Genomic DNA, 17,672 nt, shown 5'->3' with positions numbered 1-17,672 from the left:
TTGGACGACCTCCTTAAATAACAAATAACGGTATCGGAATCTTTGGGTGGAAAGTTTTCCACAATACGTTCGTCAAAATTAATGAAATAATTAAGACGCAATTCGACAAATTCCATTTTAGCAGGTTGTGGATAAGTTTTCCACAAGTAATATTGCCTATGTATCAAGGGTTACCGCAATTTTCAATAACATTTTGTGATATTCACACCCTGTGGAAATCTAAATTTAGGTTATCAACTTGGTGTGAATTTGAAAAACGGCGATTCTGTGGAAATCTGTGGATAAACTAGCTTATTTTGAGTTATTTACAAGGATTTGTGCAAAAGCCAGTGCATACGAGGCAAGGTTTTCAGGAGTTTTCCACATATTCACAAGGGGGTACTGGATAAATTATACAACCATGTGGAGATTGTGGAAAAAATGTGGATATTGGGGAAAACTAAACTAACAGGCTGTTACATTCGTGATTTTTATCAACATAACGCTCCGTTAGGTTCTGGAAAACTCGTACACGCTTTAAATTTAAAATTTTTAAAGAATTTGTTAAGCACTTTAGAATTTGACGGCGGATCTGTGAATTTTAGATAAACTATTTGTAAGCTGCTTTTCTTAATAGTTATTAAAAATAAATAAAGTGCTTTAGAAAGCTTGCTAAGTAGATAGTTACGTGATAAACTGAAATACGAATTGTGGTTTGGCCTTGCCAACCGCAGGCCAAATCTAACTACGAATGGGAGGTGTATTCACATGAAGCGTACATACCAACCTAAGAAGCGTCACCGCGAGCGTGTACACGGCTTCCGTAAGCGCATGAGCACTAGCAACGGACGTAAGGTGCTAGCACGTCGCCGCCAAAAGGGCCGCAAGGTATTGTCAGCCTAATTAGGTCAGGCCTTCTATTAGGATTACTGATAACGATCGCGCGTGGTTCGGCCATTTTGGCTGAATCACGCGTTTTCTATTGTCTTCAAAAAAGTCTGGAGCAAACATATGCGTAAGAGTTACCGTGTTAAAAAGGAAGCTGATTTCCAATTAGTCTTCGATCAACATCGCTCGGTCGCAAACAAAATGTTTATTGTTTACACGATGGAGCGTGAACAACCAACCCACTTCCGCTTGGGAATTTCTATTTCTAAGAAGGTTGGGTTGCGTGGTCATGAGCGTGTATGGGTTAAGCGTCGTATTCGTCAAAGCGTTTTGGAATTTAAGCCAAACTTGCGCCAAGATGTCGATATCCTAGTGATTGCCCGTCCATCAGCTCATGACCAAGACATGGCGATCATCAAGAAGAATTTGGAACACGTCTTCAAGTTGGCAAATTTGTTTGTCGATCAGGACGAAAAATAAAAAACCACATATTATATGGAGAAAATCGATGCAGTCTGCTAAGAAAGTATTTTCAACGCGTTCTACAGTTACCGCAGCTATCGCTTTAGTCATCATGATTATTGCCGGTGTGATGTTTAAGGGTTCGGTTTCAGGAACTGGTTTCTGGCATGGTGTTATCATCGCCAACTTCTCACGCTCAATTTTGGGTGTGTCAGCTTGGTTCGGTAATAACTATGGTTTGGGAATTATCGCCTTTACGATTTTGATTCGTCTTTTGATTTTGCCTTTGATGGTTTATCAAACACAATCAATGCGTAAGATGCAAGAAGTTGCCCCTGCCTTGAAGGCTATCCAAGCCAAGTATCCAAATCGTGATACTGAGTCAATGGCTGCAATGCAAGCTGAGCAAAGCGCCCTATATAAGGAAGCTGGTGTAAATCCATTTGCTAGCTTCTTGCCTTTGATTGTTCAAATGCCAATTTTGATTGCTTTGTATACGGCTATTCGTACGACGAATCAATTGGAAACGGGAACTTTCTTGTGGGCCCAACTTGGTCAACACGACCACTTGTTCATTTTGCCAATTTTGGCTGCCCTATTCACGTTTGCTTCATCATACCTTGTGATGATGGGACAACCTGAAAAGAACAGCATGACAACGTCAATGACGTACATTATGCCAATCATGATCTTCATTTTTGCCATTAATGTGCCATCAGCCTTGTCATTGTACTGGGTGGTTTCAAATGCCTTCCAAGTTGCACAAACATGGACGATTCAAAACCCATTTGAAATTCGTCGTGAGCGTGAAGCTAAGAAGCGTGCCGAAAAGGATCGTGAACGTGCAATCCGTAAGGCAAAGCGCAGTCACAAGCGTTAATCATTAAAGACATCGCAATTATTGCGGTGTCTTTTTTTGTACCAGTGAATGAAACTTGAAAAAATCTGAACGTTTTGTAAAGGCGCTTGTTATTAGAACAAATTTTCCCGGTAGGTGTGCTAAACTTAGGGATAAGAAACATATATGATAGGAGAACACCCATGAAAGCATTTCGCGAGATTATGTCTTGGGTTATTCCGATTGCTATCGGATTAATTATTGCGCTCTTGATTAAGTCTTACTGGTTTACGTTGGTCCGTGTTGACGGAACTTCAATGGAGCCAAATTTGACTAACAACGAACGTGTATTTGTCTTGAAGCCAGACAAAGTTCACCGAGGAAGTGTCGTGGTATTTGATGCTTATGGTGAAGATCCAGAAGTTGATGGTCACAAGGATTACGTTAAGCGTGTAATTGGTATGCCTGGTGACACAGTTAGCGCTGTGAATGGTGTTATCAAGGTTAACGGCAAGGTTGTTGATCAAGATTTCATTCCTGAATCTGAGCAAACGGCAACAAATACGGTTAACAACGTTGGTAACTGGTCAAGCTTGACTGAACTTGGTGACCACATGGGTTGGCAACGTCAAAAGACGGTTAAGGTGCCAAAGGGACAATACTTTGTCCTTGGTGATCACCGTACAGTCTCAAACGACTCACGTTATTGGGGATTTGTCAGCGAAGACAAGGTTTTGGGTGTTGTGAAGGTGCCATTCTGGGGTAACGCAGAAAAGAAGGCTAACATTAACACACAATGGAAGACATTCTTTGAGAAGTAATGAAAAATGCGACTAGCTAAGTGCTAGTCGCATTTTTTTATATCGGTAAGATTAACGTTTGGTCATCCACAGACACAATTTTGAGTGGCGTTTGGAACGCCACAGAAAGTTTGGCCTCATCTAGCAAAGTTTGCTTATCAGCTGTTAACAATTCGCCCGATTTGTTAAGCAACCAAATGGCATCACTGTAAGCAAAGGCTTGATTTAAGTCATGCAGAACCATAATCACTGTCAATTGGCGTTCTTTTTGGACACGCTGCAACGTTTTTAGAAAGATTTGCTGGTATTGTAAATCCAAATAAGTGGTTGGCTCATCAAGAATCAGTAAATCTGGTGCTTGATGCAGGACAAAGGCTAGCCAAGCGAGTTGCTGTTGGCCACCAGATAGCGACATCATATTTTGATCAAGTAACGCTTCGAGTTGTAAGTCGTTGATAATACGCTCATCCAAATCCGGTTGTTTAATCGTTAAAAGATCGCGTACTGTCAGCGGTTCAAACAGCTCGTTTTTTTGTGCGAGTAACGCGATCTTCTTTGGTCGTTCCGTGATAAATCCAGCCGATGGCTTTAGGTCATCGGTTATTAATTGCAACAAGGTTGTTTTTCCAGCTCCATTTGGACCAATCAATGTCGTAATGCGATTGGGTTCAAGTGATGCTGAAATATCATTCAGAATACGTTTATCATTGCGATTGAATGAAACTTGATTAAATTTAAGCATGGCGACCACCTCGAATGAGCATTAGAACGAATAATGGCCCACTAATTGCGAGCAAGACGGCGCTGGTCGACAATTCTTTCGGCGCTAAAATCGTTCGGGCGATGGTATCAGCGTTTAATAATAATAAGCTACCCCACAAAGCAGTCGAACCAATTAGCTGTTGTGATTTCGCTTTTGGTGACATTAACCGAGCGATTTGTGGCAGAATTGCCCCTAAGAAAAAGACGACGCCAATCAAGCTAGTTAAAGCGCCAATCCAAATACCAATGGCGATTATGACAAACCACATTGTGCGTGATTCGTTGATTCCCAGCAGACGAACTTGCTGCGATGACAACGCGAAATACTTTAAATGATGCCAAACCAAGAGTAATAAGATACTGCCAACTAACCCACTGATGGCTAGTTGGACAACTTGCAACCAAGTGACGGTGCTGAGTGTAGGTAATGGCAGGCCGAATCCTTCACTGGCAATGTTTGTGCCCGCTTGAAATGTCATCGCGGTTGCAATGCCAATCAAAATGAGCTGTAAATTACCACGATTAGTCGGCATCACGAGGCGCCAACCGATCATGATAATGATGCCGGTAAGTGCCCCGACAATAACATTATTGGCTAGTACGCTTGGGATTAAAACCAACGCACCTGTTGTGAAAAACTGACTACCGTTCATCATGCCTAAAATCGAGGCATCGACAAATCGATTACGTAAGACAAGTTGTAGTAACAAACCACTGGTGCCGATAATGGCGCCACCAATAATACTCACGATAATGCGTGGCAGTCGGTAAGCCAGGATGAGGTGCCATGCGTCATTATTTGAAAAGACTGGCAGGCCAGTGCTACCAACCATCAAAGCGATGACAACGCTGATGATTAGCAAACCAACTAGCACCCAATTATAAAGATGTTTCATAGGCAGCCCCTTTAATTTCCTAACCAAGTTTTGAGTTGATCGAATGCTTTTGGCGCATTGAGATTGGCTGTCATACCAAAAATAGGTTCTTTGGCTTGATAGACGTGCCCGTTTTTCACAGCATTAATAGCCTGCCAATTGTTTTGGGCAAATAGAGCATCAAAACTTTTGAAAACATTGTCGGGCATTGCATGCGCCATGGTAATGATGACATCAGGGTTCTCGGATGCGATTTGTTCAGCGTTCAAGTTCGTATACGCTGAGTCACCTGCCCCAATGACATCCCCACCCGCTTTAGTAATTAAATCACCGACATAGCTGTGTTGGGTGCCAACCAAGAATGAACCACCCGGCATTCCCATGAGTAGTGCAACTTTTGGTCGGGATGCTAATTTAACGGGTTTAATGGTCAATTGTTTAACTAGTTGCTTTGCTTCAGTTTGCTTATTGTATTGTTCGCCGACCGTGGTAATGCTGCTTTTTAATGCATCAAGTGTTGAAAAATCCAATGTCTGCGTCGCGATATGATCGCTGGCTAACTTTTGTTGGTAGTCATCAACTAATGCGCTATCTAGGTAGACCACATCAGGTTTTAGTGACGACATTTTTTCCAGATTAGGTGCAACGTGATTACCAACTTCAGGCAACTTGGCATACCGTTTTGGCAGTGTTTGTTGCTCACCAGGTGTGGGCACCCCAACTAAGGGGATGGTTAATTTATCAAACACTTGGGCTTGCGCATTTGTAGTGACGATTATCCGTTTTGTTGGGGATGACGCTGTATGTCCGTCCTTTTGCGTCACTAACCATACCCAACCGCCAGCTAGTATTACCAAAATAATGAATAGGATACTTAATCCAGTTAGTTGTTTTTTTGACATGGCTTACTTCTTCTTTAGTAGATTTAGCGCAACTGCCCCGGCAATGCCGATCACTAATCCACCACCGATAATCGCTGCAATTGGCAAAGGTGTTTCACTAGTCGCTGTGTCCGTTTGAGGTGTGACCTCTTTCTTAGTCGCAGGAACTTTTTTCTTATCACTAACATTTGCTGAAGTTGAGGCTTCGCTACTTGTTGAAGTTGTTGATGAAGCATTGTTTGATGTAATCGCCGAACTATCAGTCGAAACTGATTCACTCGTTACACTTGATTGGGTTGATGTGCTGGAAGCGCTTGAAGTAGTAGCACTGTGCTGTGCAACAGATGACGAAGCAACTGTCGCTTGCTGTGGCGCCGGAACAGTTGATCCATCAACAACTAACCCAACCGTGTAATTGTGGTGATAGTTGATATTATCAACATCGACGCGAATATTGGCATTGTGACGGGCGCTTAGGTCGTTTGTGCGGAAAGTATAAGTGATTGTTTGATTATTTCCCGCTTGACTCTTGGCGATTGAAACACCACCACCATCAACGCTCAGCATCTGGACCGGATAATTACCTAAACTTGTATCAGTTGTAATCGTTGATGTGATTGAATAACCGTCATCACTGGGTGTAACGGTTGCCGAACCAGCAAAATAGGCCGCCGCATACGACGTTTTATTTGTACCGTTCTCTAAAACTTGCATCGGTACAGTGTAACTATCTGCAGATCCAAAATATGTTGGCGTTAGAATTGTCGTTAAGCTAAGCGCGACGGTAATCAATATTTTTTTAATCATTATTATTGTGCTTTCTCCAAATATTTAAGGCGAGCGATGTGCCGATAAAGCCAATAGCTGTTGCAATTGAAGCGCCGATGGCAATCATAACGGCACTCATATTAGAATGTTCCGCCGTCACCTTAACGTTTGAATGATGGCTAGAACTATTGGTGGCTGGCAGTTGCTTTTGTGCGACGTGAATTTTGTGTTGCTTTTTCTCGGATGTGCTCTTTTGAGTTGCTGATTGAGCTTGGTTTGTGGTCACTACTGTGTGTTGTGGCGTCTTAACAGCTGATTGTGGCATTACAACCGCCGGCGCAGTGGTTACGGAATTTGTATCGACGGGCGCTTTACTTGTAGATGCGCTGGATGCCATTGTGTTGTTAGACATACCCGTGGTACTAATGGCAGTATCCGGTGCTACAACCGTTGGCGTATTATCAGCCACACTATTACTTGTTTGTGTTGTAGAAGTTGTGGCCGTATTATCACCAATAACCAAGCGAATGCTGTAGTAGTTGTCGTAAGGCATTGGTTGTGTAAACGCCACGTGAATATTAGTGATAATTGGCGCTGATAATTCTGATGGTGACAATGTTAGACGGACAACTGATTGGTAGAAACCGCTGTCCAATTCGGTACTGATAACCTTGGCATCGTGTGCTGCATCATTGAAAGTAATAGGCGATTGCCCCATCATTTCTGGCGTATGCGTTGTAATGAAAGCAAAGTAAGATCCATCTGCATTTTTGACTAACTTAATTGTTGGCAACATGTAGGTGGCGGCCATTGAAGGCTTGTCATTATCGGATTGCAGAATAGTTAAACTACGCATTTCCTCTGTGATATCTGTCTTTGGTGTGTCAGGCTTCGTAATAGGCGTTGTAGAAGAACTCTTAGTGTTCTCGGAGCTAGATGAACTATTAGTCTTAGAAGACTCGGAAGAACTCTTAGCATTTTCAGAGCTAGAAGAGTTGCTGGTATTAGAAGACTCAGACGAACTATTGGTCTTTTCAGAACTAGAAGAACTGCTAATCTTAGAAGATTGAGAAGAACCCTTAGCCTTTTCAGAACTAGAAGAGCTGTTGGTCTTAGAAGATTGAGAAGAGCTCTTAGGCTTTTCGGAACTAGAAGAACTGCTGCTCTTAGAAGACTCGGAAGAACTCTTTGAACTGTCGTTTGCAGATGAAGCAATAACTAGGCGTATACCGTACGTATCGTTGTAAGCTATTGGTTGCTTAAATTCGACGTGGATATGAGTCAAAATAGGCGCTGCCAGTTCTGATGCCGACAACTTGATGCGGATAACAGATTGGTAGTAGCCATTGATTAACTTTGTACTCATGAATTTAGCGGTACGTTGTGTGTCTGTGAACGTGATAGGCTGCTTCCCCATCATGGCTGGCGTGTGTGTTGTCACGTATGCATAGTAAGAACCATTAGTATTCTCATCCAACTTCACAGTATCTAGGATGTACTTAGCAGCCATTGAAGACTTGTCGGACTTATCTTGTAGAATGCGTAGGTTACGTGTTTCTGAAGTGACTGGTTTCGTTGGCCCATCGGGTTTCTTTACAGGCGTTGTAGACGAACTTTTGGCGCTACTTGAGCTGGTCTTAGAAGATTGAGAAGAGTTCTTGGCCTTTTCGGAGCTAGAAGAGTTGCTAATCTTAGAAGATTCGGAAGAGTTCTTGGCCTTTTCGGAGCTAGAAGAGTTGCTAATCTTAGAAGATTCGGAAGAGTTCTTGGCCTTTTCGGAGCTAGAAGAGCTGCTAATCTTAGAAGATTGAGAAGAGCTCTTAGGCTTTTCGGAACTAGAAGAACTACTAATCTTAGAAGATTGAGAAGAGTTCTTAGAACTCTCCGAACTAGAAATCTTAGGTTGATCTGAATCGGAAGGCTTCTTTGGCTTATCAGAGCTAGATGAATTCTTAGAATCATCAATGTTAGAAATTGCGGTATCACCAATAACTAGTCGAATAACATAAAGGTTGTTGTAATTAATTCCAGGAACGATAACATGTATGTTTGTTGAAATTGGTGATGAAATTTCAGAAGGTGACAACGTGAGACGTACAACTGATTGATAAAAACCATTAATCAATGTATTACTAATCACTTCTGAATGGTGAGCCATGTCAGTAAACGTAACGGGGGTTTCTCCCATGTTTGCTGGCGTGTTTGTCGTAAAGTATGCATAGTAAGAACCATTTGAATTCTTCGTTAACTTAACAGTGTTGATCATGTACTTCCCAGCCATTGAGGGTTTATCACTGTCGGCTTGTAGAACGGTTAGGCTCCGCGTTTCTTCGTTTACGGGTTTCGTTGGCGCATCAGGTTTCTTTACAGGCGTTGTAGAAGAACTTTTGGCGCTACTTGAGCTGGTCTTAGAAGATTCGGAAGAGCTTTTAGCCTTTTCGGAACTAGAAGAGCTACTAATCTTAGAAGATTCGGAAGAGCTCTTAGCCTTTTCGGAACTAGAAGAGCTACTGATCTTAGAAGATTCGGAAGAGCTCTTGGCCTTTTCAGAACTAGAAGAGCTACTAATCTTAGAAGATTCGGAAGAGCTTTTAGCCTTTTCGGAACTAGAAGAGCTACTGTTCTTAGAAGAAGCGGACGAACTTTTAGCCTTTTCAGAACTAGAAGAACTACTACTACTCATTGAAGAACTCTTAGAGCTATCAGCATCGGATGATTTACCAATGACAAGCTGAATAACGTAAGGGTGATCGTAGGTCATTACTCCCTGAATCGTAAATTTGACATGTATATTTGCTAAAATCGGCGCTGAAATTTCTGAAGCTGATAGCTTAAGACGAATAACTGATTGATAGTTATCATTGACTAATGTCGTACTAACTACCTTAGGTTCATGTTGCGTGTCCGTAAATGTAATTGGTGCGTTACCCATAGTTTTTGGGGTATTAGTCGTTATATAGGCATAATAAGAACCATCCGAATTTTTAACCAATTTAATAGTGTGCAACAGGTATTGTGCAGCTACTGATGGCTTACCTTTGTTCTCACTTTTTGGATCTTGTAGAATGCTTAACTCATGTGTCTCTTCACTAACAGGCGTTGTTGGTGCATCGGGCTTTTTATCTGGTGATGTTGAAGAATTATTCTTTTCATCGTTAGTATTTGGTGCATGTTCAGTAGCATCAAGGTACTTTTGAATATCAAGCGAGAGATCAAAAGTTGGACTCATAAACACAAATGAACCACCTAACATAATGTTAACGTGGGACGTTATGTGATGATTTAGCATTGCAACTGGTAACGTTACCGTCCAATGGTTTTTGTCGTGCTTTGCAGCGTACCCATTAAAACTAAAATCGCCGAGAGATGCTTGATTCAATCCTTTTGAGTCTTCAACAATATCCAGTGTGGCTTGACCGTTCTTCACTGTGACAGTTGCTGAAGGACTTAGATAAGGTTTCAAGGCAGATTCACGTGTTTCATCAATTGCATATGTTTTAAGTGGCACTTCATATGTACCGTCTTTCAATATGTGTGAATTATCAGTAACCGCCCCGTTATTTTTTGTGTCGTTAGCAGTTTTTGTTGCTGAAGACCAATCAAAGTATAGGTCAGATGATTCAGGCGTTACTTTTGAATGGCTCTCTTGAAAACCGTTTGCGTCAGCGGTTGAAAAAAGAATCAATGTTTTGATGACACCATTCAATTGGCTAGTGGGCAACGTAACAGTGTAAGTATTATTATTCTTATTGAAAGTAGCTTGAACTAAATTTGGTCCAACTTGATAACGGTATAAGGAACTTAGGCCGATTTTTTTTGAATCCAAATGGAATGTTATCGTTGCCATTCCATCGTTGTTAATTGTGACTTGCTGTTTTGAATCAAAATATTTAGCGAATTTGGATTCAGTACCGTTATTTCCTTGCGTAGGTACCGTACCAGGTTCGTAGGCGCCACCTGTCTTATAGTTATATGCAGTAACGTCATAAACACCCGGTTTTAAATTAGTAGCGGATGATGATGTTGAAGTTTTTTGCAAGACTTCTGATGCAAAGATAGTTTCTGAGTTGGTTTTGCCATCAAAGGATGTTGTCAACGCAATTCCGCCCAGAATAATTGTTGAAAATAACATTACCGTTCGTGATAAATGATGCATGATAAATACATATCTCCTAACCTGAAAATACACTTCCACGTGTGCTTGTTACGGGCATTCGAATAAGATGAATGTCGTAACATAGGTCATTCTATGCAGAAATTTCTACTAGAAACAAGGAAGGCTCCAAGGTTTAGGAGTGTTTTCTAATGGGTAGGTTATTTTTTTAAGATACAACGAAAAGCAAATAATTATTAGCAGTCGTAAGTTGCTGTTTCAACTTGTGTAGTCGCGATTTTAAGTGTTATTGACGTTTGAAAATGTTAAGTGCAAGAGAGGCACCAACAAATCCAACTGCAGCAGTAATCGCAACACCAGCGCCAATCATTGCTGCGCGTGCAATTTTAGATTGCTTAGGTGCTTTTGGTTCTGTGACCTTGGTAGCAGTTTTTTCATCTTTGTTGTTGGCAACCTGCTTCGTTTGAGCGGGTGCTAGCTTGATTTTCTTATCAGATGTTGCTGTTTGTGGCGTAACGACAGTTTGAGGTGACGCAACTAAACGAGTTGTCGCCAAAGGTGTGGCTGCCATTGGTACCGATGAAGCTACAGCAGTGAATGCAGCTGGCGCAGGATCAAAAGTCGTTGTCGTTGCCTCTGTTTCACGTGGAACAATCACTGTATCTGTAATTTCGTTTTGAGTTTGATCATTATTTTGGTTGTTAACTGATGTATCGCCAGATAATTGATCACCGATAACCAGACGAATCTCATAGTTTTCGTTATAAACGATTGGTGATGTGAATTGCACGTGAATGTTAGTCAAAATTGGTGACCCAATTTCTGATGCGCTTAGCGTTAGACGGAAAACCGATTGGTAGTAACCGTTCACCAGATTGGTGCACATTAACTTAGCAGCGTGCTTACTATCGTTAAAGCGAATTGGATTTTGTCCCATCATCGCTGGGGTGTGCGTTGTTAGATAAGCGTAGTATGTGCCATCAGCGTTTTTACTTAGCTTAATCGTTGGCAGAATATAGGTTGCGGCCATTGAGCTTTCGTTCTTATCACCTTGTAAAATACTCAAAGCGTGGGTTGCATCTTGCGCAACATCGTTTGATGTATCAGGAGTTGCAACTGGCGTATCACCTGCTGGCTTTTCAGGAGTTGATGGCGTCACTGGCTTTGTATCTGTTGGCACGTCGCCGAGGCGAACTGCTTTTTCAACATCAAATACCATGTCGGCTTGAGGCTGTTCAATGACCGTACCATTCATTGAAATCGTCATACTCGTTGCAACTGTCTTGTTCAAGTCGGTAACGGGTAGCGTCACCAACCAGTGGTTACCAGATGCAGTTGCTTTAATACCGTTAAAGCGATAGTTAGACATCATCCCCATGATAGAAGCGTTACTTGTTTCGATATCGATAGTTGCCTGACCATTCTTAACAGTGACTGTCGCTGGTGTCTTCAGGTAATTGTTCATGCTTGAAGCAGTCGTTGTGCCAGTCTTGTAGTTGGTTAATGGTACTGAGTAAACACCATTCTTTAGTGCTGTTTGACTCGGCTTTTCAGGATTAGATTCGCTAGGATTATCTGGTTGTTCTGGTGTCGTTGGCACTTCTGGTGCAACTGGATCAGTTGCGCCGGATTCACCCATTGCGCTGGTCATGTTAAATGACAATGTTGATGCATATCCCCTTGAAGGACTCATTGGAACGGATGTAAATGAAGCAATTTTTGCAATACCATTAGCATCAGGATTTAAATCCTTAGTTGGAATATCGAAAGTAATCATTCGTTGGCCGTTCACCGACTTGGTAATGTTGTCAAAAGTTAGTGACGGAATCATACCAAGCATTGCTTGCTTTGATTCTTGGTAGCTAACAGTTACTTGAGAGGTTAACCAACCAATCTTTGTTGAGAAGCTCTTGTCGAACCATGTATCCATTTTGTTATCGGCAGAAATCGGCAAATCATAAGAACCGGTCTTAAGTGATGAACTTGGCAGAAGCGATGACAAATCAAATGTGAGGTTTGACTTGTATCCCTTGTGGGGACTCATTGGCACACTAGTGAAAGATGCTAATGTCACACTTGAGCCTGATGTTGGTTTCAAATCATCAGTGGGAATGGTGAATGTAATGGCTTGTTGCCCGTTAACTGGTAGCGTGATGCCGTCGAACGTGAGCTCTGGAATCATAGCCAACATGCTAGTTACTGAATCTTTGAAAGAAATAGTGACGTCAGTTGTAGACCCTTTAACGGCTAACTTGGCAGTTGCGTTAAAGAATTTATCCATATTGTCACTGGCTTCCATGGGCACTTCGGCAGTGATAATAGCGTCGGTGGTTGTCTCGTTAGATGTGCTAGTAACTGCTGTCGTTTCAGCAGCGTATGCAATGGTTGCAACGCTGTTAATCGATGTCGTCAACAGCATGCCACCCAAGACGGCTGTCGAAAACAATGAAGCAGTACGTGATAAGTTACTCATACTTGATATCGTTCTCCTAAAAAAATAAAATAAATCCCCGAAATAATAGCGATTGCGAAAATTCACAGAAAGTTCACAATTAAACTTTAACCATTCTATGCAGATAGTAAGATTTAATGCAAGTTTAATTCCGAAGTTTAGGAATTGTGTGTGTAAGTGTTAAAATTAAAACATAAAAATATTTGGGGAATGGTTATTAGGTATGAAACAAACATTTGCGGTCATTGGGTTAGGAAGATTTGGTGGTTCATTACTTGAATCTCTAATTGCGGCCGATCAAGAAGTACTTGCGATTGATAACAATCCAGCTTTGGTTGAAAACTACATGGACGTCGCAACCCACGCCGTGATTGCCGATGCCCAAGACGAAGATGCGTTGCGTGATTTGGACCTACCTAGTTTTGATCACGTGATTGTTGCGATTGGGCACAATCAACAAGCCTCAATTTTGACAACGATTTTGTTGAAGGATATGGGTGTTCGTCACGTGGTTGCTAAGGCCGAAAACAACTTGCACGCTCGCGTGCTAGATAAGGTTGGTGCTGACCAGGTGGTACGACCTGAACACGAAATGGCGCAACGTTTGGCTGAACAAATCATGACACCAAACTTGATTAACTACATTGATTTGGGTGATAAGCACTCATTGGGTGAAATCAAGATTGCGAATTTGAAGTTTGCGAATAAGACAATTTCAGAATTGAATATTCGTAAGAACTACGGATTGAATGTGATTGCGATTAAGTCACAAGGACGCGTAGTCGTGGCACCGGAATCATCAGAAATGATCCAAATCGGTGATGTGCTTACAGTGGTTGGTGAGAGCGTTGATGTGAAGCACTTTGAATCACTCGTTGAAAAGGTGAAGTAAGCCGGAAAGCTTGACTAATAAATAAGAAGTTATTATAGTTAACATTATTAATTGACGTCTTGATGAAGAAAGAGGTTCTCAGCTAAAGTTAACGACTTAAGAGAGCTCGCGGTTGGTGAAAGCGAGTGTGTTAACGTTGGGGATGGCGCTTTTGGAGAGATTTTCAATTGACCGTAATTAAGTTGCTCAGTCATCATCGATTGAGAATTAGGGTGGAACCGCGTTAATGAACGTCCCTATGTCAAATTTAATTTGGCATGGGGACTTTTTTTATACCCCATGCAGTGAGGGTTTATTATGGAAAATCAAAATGAGCAACGTGAATTATCACGTGGTTTGAAGTCCCGGCACATTCAGATGATCGCCATTGGTGGTGCCATCGGAACGGGATTGTTCTTGGGATCAGGAACGGCAATCAAGGCCGCTGGTCCATCACTTATCTTGGCGTACATTATCACAGGTATCTTTGCTTACTTGATGATGCGAGCGGTTGGTGAATTGTTACTATCAAATACTAAGATGCGATCATTCATTGATTTCGTTCGTGAATATCTTGGTGATAAATGGGAATTTGCCATCGGTTGGGCCTACTGGTTGAGTTGGGCCAGCTTGGCGATGGCGGACTTAACGGCAACGGGAATATATCTGCGTTACTGGTTCCCCTTCCTACCGCAATGGTTAACGCCACTAATTGTGGTCGTGGTCTTGGTAGCATTGAACTTGGTGAACGTTCGCTGGTTCGGTGAATTGGAATCAGGATTTGCCTCGATTAAGGTTGTTGCAATTATCGCGTTGATTGTTGCAGGTCTTGGCTTGATTGCAACTGGTTTCCACACTGGTGGTCACACAGCAAGCTTTGCGAACTTGGTTGACCATGGTGGCTTCTTCGCCACAGGTTTCTCAGGATTCTTGATGGCATTCCCAATGGTTATCTTCGCCTTTACTGGAATTGAAATGGTTGGTTTGACTGCTGGTGAAACGGAAAACCCAGAGCGTGATTTGCCAAAGGCAATCAACGCCGTTCCAGTTCGTGTTGGTTTGTTCTACGTTGGTGCGGTTGCAATTATCATGGCAATCTATCCTTGGAATGACATCAACACATCACAATCACCTTTCGTGCAAGTGTTCGCTGGTATGGGAATTAAGTTTGCCGCTGATTTGGTTAACTTCGTTGTGCTAACGTCAGCATTGTCAGCTGCTAACTCAGCTATCTTCTCAACATCACGTACGTTGTATGTGTTGTCAAAGAACAAGCAAGCACCACACTCATTGGCAAAGATTTCTAAGAACATGGTGCCGGTAACTGGTATGTTGGCATCATCAATCATCTTCTTGGCGGTTGTGTTGTTGAACTACTTCTTCCCATCACAAATCTTCGTTTTGATTACTGGTGTGGCAACAATTAGCTTTATCTTCGTTTGGATTTTGATTATGTTGGCGCACATCAAGTACAAGAAGACGACAGCATCAGAAACTAATCCATACAAGATGCCATTGTTCCCGGCAACGAGCTATTTGACGATTGCCTTCTTCTTGGCAGTTTTGGTTATCTTGGTTTTGGATCCTGCAACGCAAGTCTCAGTTATTGCCACAATCATCTTCTTCATTTTGATGATTGCTGGTTACACATTTTGGTCAAAGCGTAAGCAACAAACATTGTAAAAAATAAAAATTGGCAGTTCGCGTTTGCGAGCTGCCAATTTTTTTGCTTATTTACGATCACCAACGGTAATCATTTGATTGTGCCACTTATCTTGTAGCAAGGCTTCCAAGTAGACAAGAGCAACTGTTTCACGTGAAACAGTTTGCGCAGGCGTCTTTTCGTGACTATCTGTGATAATTGCCTTTCCGGCTGCGCCACCATGGAACATAACAGGACTGATAACTGTAGTATCGAATGGTGAATTCATCAGCATTTCACCGGCTTGGCGTTGCTGGCTGAAGTAACCAGGCATTGCCTTCCAAAGTTCACCTTCACGACCAGTTGTTTCTTGGTTCATGCCACCGGCACCTAACCACAAAATACGTTGTACATCTGTACCAGATTGGTCAATCGCATCCAATAGTGCTTGCGCGTACGTTGGCATTGGTGATGATCCGACGAAGCTGACGATAATATCGGCATCACGGACAGCATCGACCAAGCTTTCTGATTCATACATGTCACCAGGAAAGACTTGGTAGCTGTTTTGTTGGTCACGCGTTAGGCCACGTGGACGACGCGCTAACAATGTCAATTGCATATCGTTTGGCGCGTCGTTTTCAAAATTATCGATAAAATACTGTGCGACGTTTCCCGTTGCACCAAGTACTAGTACATTTGTCATTGTTACCACCTCATTTTCTTGTGCAAATAATAGCACAGAAAATTAAAATAGTGGTTGCAAAAGGGCTAGTCCAGAATGAGTTGGTAAGCCATACGCTCACCGTGAGGAACTGGCATTTCAACCATGCCACGATAATCGAAGCCAAGGTTCGTCATCACTTTTTGCATAATCACATTCTTAGGGTATGTATCCATGCGAATATCATTAAAGCCGTGCTCCAAAGAAATAACCAGCAAATCTTGTAGGAATTGTTGGGCAAGGCCCTTACCACGAATGGTGCCGTCCATCCCCACACGGTGAATCGTCATATATTGCGTGGCATCCCCTGCCCATGAACCATCGATTTCTTCATAAGGTCCTTCTGGTCCAGGAATCAACTTGGCGATGCCGGATACCTTACCTTCATAAACTTGCACGTAAGCAATGCCTTCAGCAATAGCTGTTTCAAATTCTGAACGAGAAGGTCCATCCCCATGTTGCCATTGTGGTGAATCTTGCTCGGCCAAAAAGGCAATCGCATGGTCAATAATTGTGCTAATGGCGTCTAAATCTGACAAACGCGCACGACGGGTATAAGTCGTCATAAGTATTCTCCTCAGAATAAAAGGGTTGTTTCTTACATAATAGGCTATTCTGGCCGAAATATGATGTCGATTAGTTATCAAGATGACAACAGATTAGCCAGTCAGCTTGTTGTCGCTGTGGGGCTCAGTTAGAATTGATAGTATCAAATGAAATTCATGAGGTTTCGACATGCAAAAACAACCAGGAGATTGGATCTTCCGTGCTGTTAAAGGTGCACTGATTGGATCTGGGTTTATCCTACCCGGTATTAGTGGTGGCGCATTAGCTGCTGTATTTGGATTATATGAGCGAATTATCAACTTCTTGGCGCACCCATTTAAGCGTCTGAAGGAAAATATTTTCTTTTTCTTGCCAGTTGGTATCGGCGCAATTTTAGGTATTTTTGCGCTATCATTTGCGATTAGTTTCGTACTTGGTAAGCACGAAAGCGTGGCCCTTTGGTTCTTTGTGGGGGCAATCGTTGGGACTTTGCCGTCTTTGTGGCGTGACGCTGCCAAGGAAGGACGTACCAAAGTCGATGTGGTGATTATGATTGTGGCATTTGTTGCGATGTTGGCATTTTTGCTATTTGGTGCCCCACTCTTTTCAGAAATTGAACCAAGTTTTGGTGCTTGGATTTTGGCAGGTGCTTTAATCGGCCTTGGATTGATTGTGCCCGGTCTTAGCCCATCTAATTTCTTGATTTACTTGGGCTTATACAAAGGTATGAGTGATGGTATTAAGCATGGTGACTTAAGTGTTTTGGTGCCAATTATCATTGGATTGTTTGCCATCATTGCCCTACTATCAAAGTTCATGGCTTACATTTTCAAGGTTGCGTATGCTAAATTATTTCACGGTATTTTTGGAATTGTTTTAGCATCAACAATCATGATTGTGCCGAATGATTTTAACGACTTTACAATTATTCACGTTGTCATTTCAGTGTTATTGCTAGCACTTGGAACGTGGCTTGGTTGGTGGATGAGTCGTTTGGAAGATAAGATGAATACGAAATAAAGATAAAGCGGTCGCACGAGAATATGCGACCGCTTTTTTCAAAAAAGGTT

General features: G+C 42.1%; 15 protein-coding genes. 7 read left to right on the top strand and 8 right to left on the bottom strand.

Annotated elements, in window-relative coordinates; genetic code table 11:
- The first annotated feature begins 747 nt into the window (after window positions 1-747).
- The 4 genes from rpmH to lepB all read left to right on the top strand — a co-directional run bounded on the left by rpmH (window position 748) and on the right by lepB (window position 2,988).
- Window positions 748-882 carry a 50S ribosomal protein L34 gene (rpmH, locus tag ACAW68_11255; GenBank protein XGA16011.1) on the top strand — a complete coding sequence of 45 codons (135 nt, stop codon included), beginning with the start codon at window positions 748-750 and terminating at the stop codon, window positions 880-882.
- Between the two features lie 108 nt (window positions 883-990).
- Window positions 991-1,347: a ribonuclease P protein component gene (rnpA, locus tag ACAW68_11250; GenBank protein XGA16010.1), complete on the top strand. Its 357-nt coding sequence runs from the start codon at window positions 991-993 to the stop codon at window positions 1,345-1,347.
- 28 nt (window positions 1,348-1,375) lie between these two features.
- A complete protein-coding gene (locus ACAW68_11245) occupies window positions 1,376-2,209 on the top strand; it encodes a YidC/Oxa1 family membrane protein insertase (GenBank protein ID XGA16009.1) in 834 nt (277 codons plus the stop codon).
- Between the two features lie 161 nt (window positions 2,210-2,370).
- On the top strand, window positions 2,371-2,988 hold the full coding sequence (lepB, locus tag ACAW68_11240) for a signal peptidase I (protein XGA16008.1): 618 nt from the start codon (window positions 2,371-2,373) through the stop codon (window positions 2,986-2,988).
- 37 nt (window positions 2,989-3,025) lie between these two features.
- Here lepB and ACAW68_11235 read toward each other — a convergent pair whose 3' ends face one another.
- From ACAW68_11235 to ACAW68_11210, 6 genes are all read right to left on the bottom strand, one after another.
- Window positions 3,026-3,709, bottom strand: a complete 684-nt coding sequence (locus tag ACAW68_11235; GenBank protein ID XGA16007.1) for an ABC transporter ATP-binding protein — start codon at window positions 3,707-3,709, stop codon at window positions 3,026-3,028.
- Complete coding sequence (locus ACAW68_11230) at window positions 3,702-4,625, bottom strand: iron chelate uptake ABC transporter family permease subunit (protein ID XGA16006.1); 924 nt, start codon at window positions 4,623-4,625, stop codon at window positions 3,702-3,704. The genes ACAW68_11235 and ACAW68_11230 overlap by 8 nt, the downstream gene beginning before the upstream one ends.
- Before the next feature lie 11 nt (window positions 4,626-4,636).
- Window positions 4,637-5,506, bottom strand: a complete 870-nt coding sequence (locus ACAW68_11225) for an ABC transporter substrate-binding protein (GenBank protein ID XGA16005.1) — start codon at window positions 5,504-5,506, stop codon at window positions 4,637-4,639.
- Window positions 5,507-5,509: 3 nt separating this feature from the next.
- Complete coding sequence (locus ACAW68_11220; protein ID XGA16004.1) at window positions 5,510-6,292, bottom strand: NEAT domain-containing protein; 783 nt, start codon at window positions 6,290-6,292, stop codon at window positions 5,510-5,512.
- Window positions 6,285-10,409 carry a hypothetical protein gene (locus tag ACAW68_11215; protein XGA16003.1) on the bottom strand — a complete coding sequence of 1,375 codons (4,125 nt, stop codon included), beginning with the start codon at window positions 10,407-10,409 and terminating at the stop codon, window positions 6,285-6,287. The genes ACAW68_11220 and ACAW68_11215 overlap by 8 nt, the downstream gene beginning before the upstream one ends.
- Before the next feature lie 244 nt (window positions 10,410-10,653).
- Window positions 10,654-12,840, bottom strand: a complete 2,187-nt coding sequence (locus tag ACAW68_11210; GenBank protein XGA16002.1) for an NEAT domain-containing protein — start codon at window positions 12,838-12,840, stop codon at window positions 10,654-10,656.
- Between the two features lie 202 nt (window positions 12,841-13,042).
- On the opposite strand from ACAW68_11210, the gene ACAW68_11205 reads away from it, so the two are divergent.
- Together ACAW68_11205 and ACAW68_11200 are read left to right on the top strand one after the other, a co-directional pair.
- Window positions 13,043-13,711, top strand: a complete 669-nt coding sequence (locus ACAW68_11205; GenBank protein XGA16001.1) for a TrkA family potassium uptake protein — start codon at window positions 13,043-13,045, stop codon at window positions 13,709-13,711.
- 297 nt (window positions 13,712-14,008) lie between these two features.
- Complete coding sequence (locus ACAW68_11200; GenBank protein XGA16000.1) at window positions 14,009-15,373, top strand: amino acid permease; 1,365 nt, start codon at window positions 14,009-14,011, stop codon at window positions 15,371-15,373.
- A 47-nt stretch (window positions 15,374-15,420) separates the two neighbouring features.
- Here ACAW68_11200 and ACAW68_11195 read toward each other — a convergent pair whose 3' ends face one another.
- A complete protein-coding gene (locus ACAW68_11195; GenBank protein XGA15999.1) occupies window positions 15,421-16,038 on the bottom strand; it encodes an NAD(P)-dependent oxidoreductase in 618 nt (205 codons plus the stop codon).
- Between the two features lie 65 nt (window positions 16,039-16,103).
- A complete protein-coding gene (locus ACAW68_11190; GenBank protein ID XGA15998.1) occupies window positions 16,104-16,622 on the bottom strand; it encodes an N-acetyltransferase family protein in 519 nt (172 codons plus the stop codon).
- Between the two features lie 169 nt (window positions 16,623-16,791).
- Between ACAW68_11190 and ACAW68_11185 the strand changes: the two genes are divergently transcribed.
- On the top strand, window positions 16,792-17,622 hold the full coding sequence (locus ACAW68_11185) for a DUF368 domain-containing protein (GenBank protein XGA15997.1): 831 nt from the start codon (window positions 16,792-16,794) through the stop codon (window positions 17,620-17,622).
- Window positions 17,623-17,672: the final 50 nt, after the last annotated feature.

The sequence above is a fragment of the Weissella confusa genome, from assembly GCA_041871065.1.
GTDB lineage: Bacteria > Bacillota > Bacilli > Lactobacillales > Lactobacillaceae > Weissella > Weissella confusa_A.
This window is presented reverse-complemented; position numbering and strand designations above follow the sequence as displayed.

Bases quoted from the DNA above. Each gene is read 5' to 3' on its own strand.
- ACAW68_11185 (XGA15997.1), top strand. From the start codon at position 16,792: ATGCAAAAACAACCAGGAGATTGGATCTTCCGTGCTGTTAAAGGTGCA.
- ACAW68_11210 (XGA16002.1), bottom strand. From the start codon at position 12,840: ATGAGTAACTTATCACGTACTGCTTCATTGTTTTCGACAGCCGTCTTG.
- ACAW68_11200 (XGA16000.1), top strand. From the start codon at position 14,009: ATGGAAAATCAAAATGAGCAACGTGAATTATCACGTGGTTTGAAGTCC.
- ACAW68_11205 (XGA16001.1), top strand. From the start codon at position 13,043: ATGAAACAAACATTTGCGGTCATTGGGTTAGGAAGATTTGGTGGTTCA.
- ACAW68_11245 (XGA16009.1), top strand. From the start codon at position 1,376: ATGCAGTCTGCTAAGAAAGTATTTTCAACGCGTTCTACAGTTACCGCA.
- ACAW68_11235 (XGA16007.1), bottom strand. From the start codon at position 3,709: ATGCTTAAATTTAATCAAGTTTCATTCAATCGCAATGATAAACGTATT.
- rpmH (XGA16011.1), top strand. From the start codon at position 748: ATGAAGCGTACATACCAACCTAAGAAGCGTCACCGCGAGCGTGTACAC.
- rnpA (XGA16010.1), top strand. From the start codon at position 991: ATGCGTAAGAGTTACCGTGTTAAAAAGGAAGCTGATTTCCAATTAGTC.
- ACAW68_11215 (XGA16003.1), bottom strand. From the start codon at position 10,409: ATGCATCATTTATCACGAACGGTAATGTTATTTTCAACAATTATTCTG.
- ACAW68_11220 (XGA16004.1), bottom strand. From the start codon at position 6,292: ATGATTAAAAAAATATTGATTACCGTCGCGCTTAGCTTAACGACAATT.
- ACAW68_11190 (XGA15998.1), bottom strand. From the start codon at position 16,622: ATGACGACTTATACCCGTCGTGCGCGTTTGTCAGATTTAGACGCCATT.
- lepB (XGA16008.1), top strand. From the start codon at position 2,371: ATGAAAGCATTTCGCGAGATTATGTCTTGGGTTATTCCGATTGCTATC.
- ACAW68_11225 (XGA16005.1), bottom strand. From the start codon at position 5,506: ATGTCAAAAAAACAACTAACTGGATTAAGTATCCTATTCATTATTTTG.
- ACAW68_11230 (XGA16006.1), bottom strand. From the start codon at position 4,625: ATGAAACATCTTTATAATTGGGTGCTAGTTGGTTTGCTAATCATCAGC.
- ACAW68_11195 (XGA15999.1), bottom strand. From the start codon at position 16,038: ATGACAAATGTACTAGTACTTGGTGCAACGGGAAACGTCGCACAGTAT.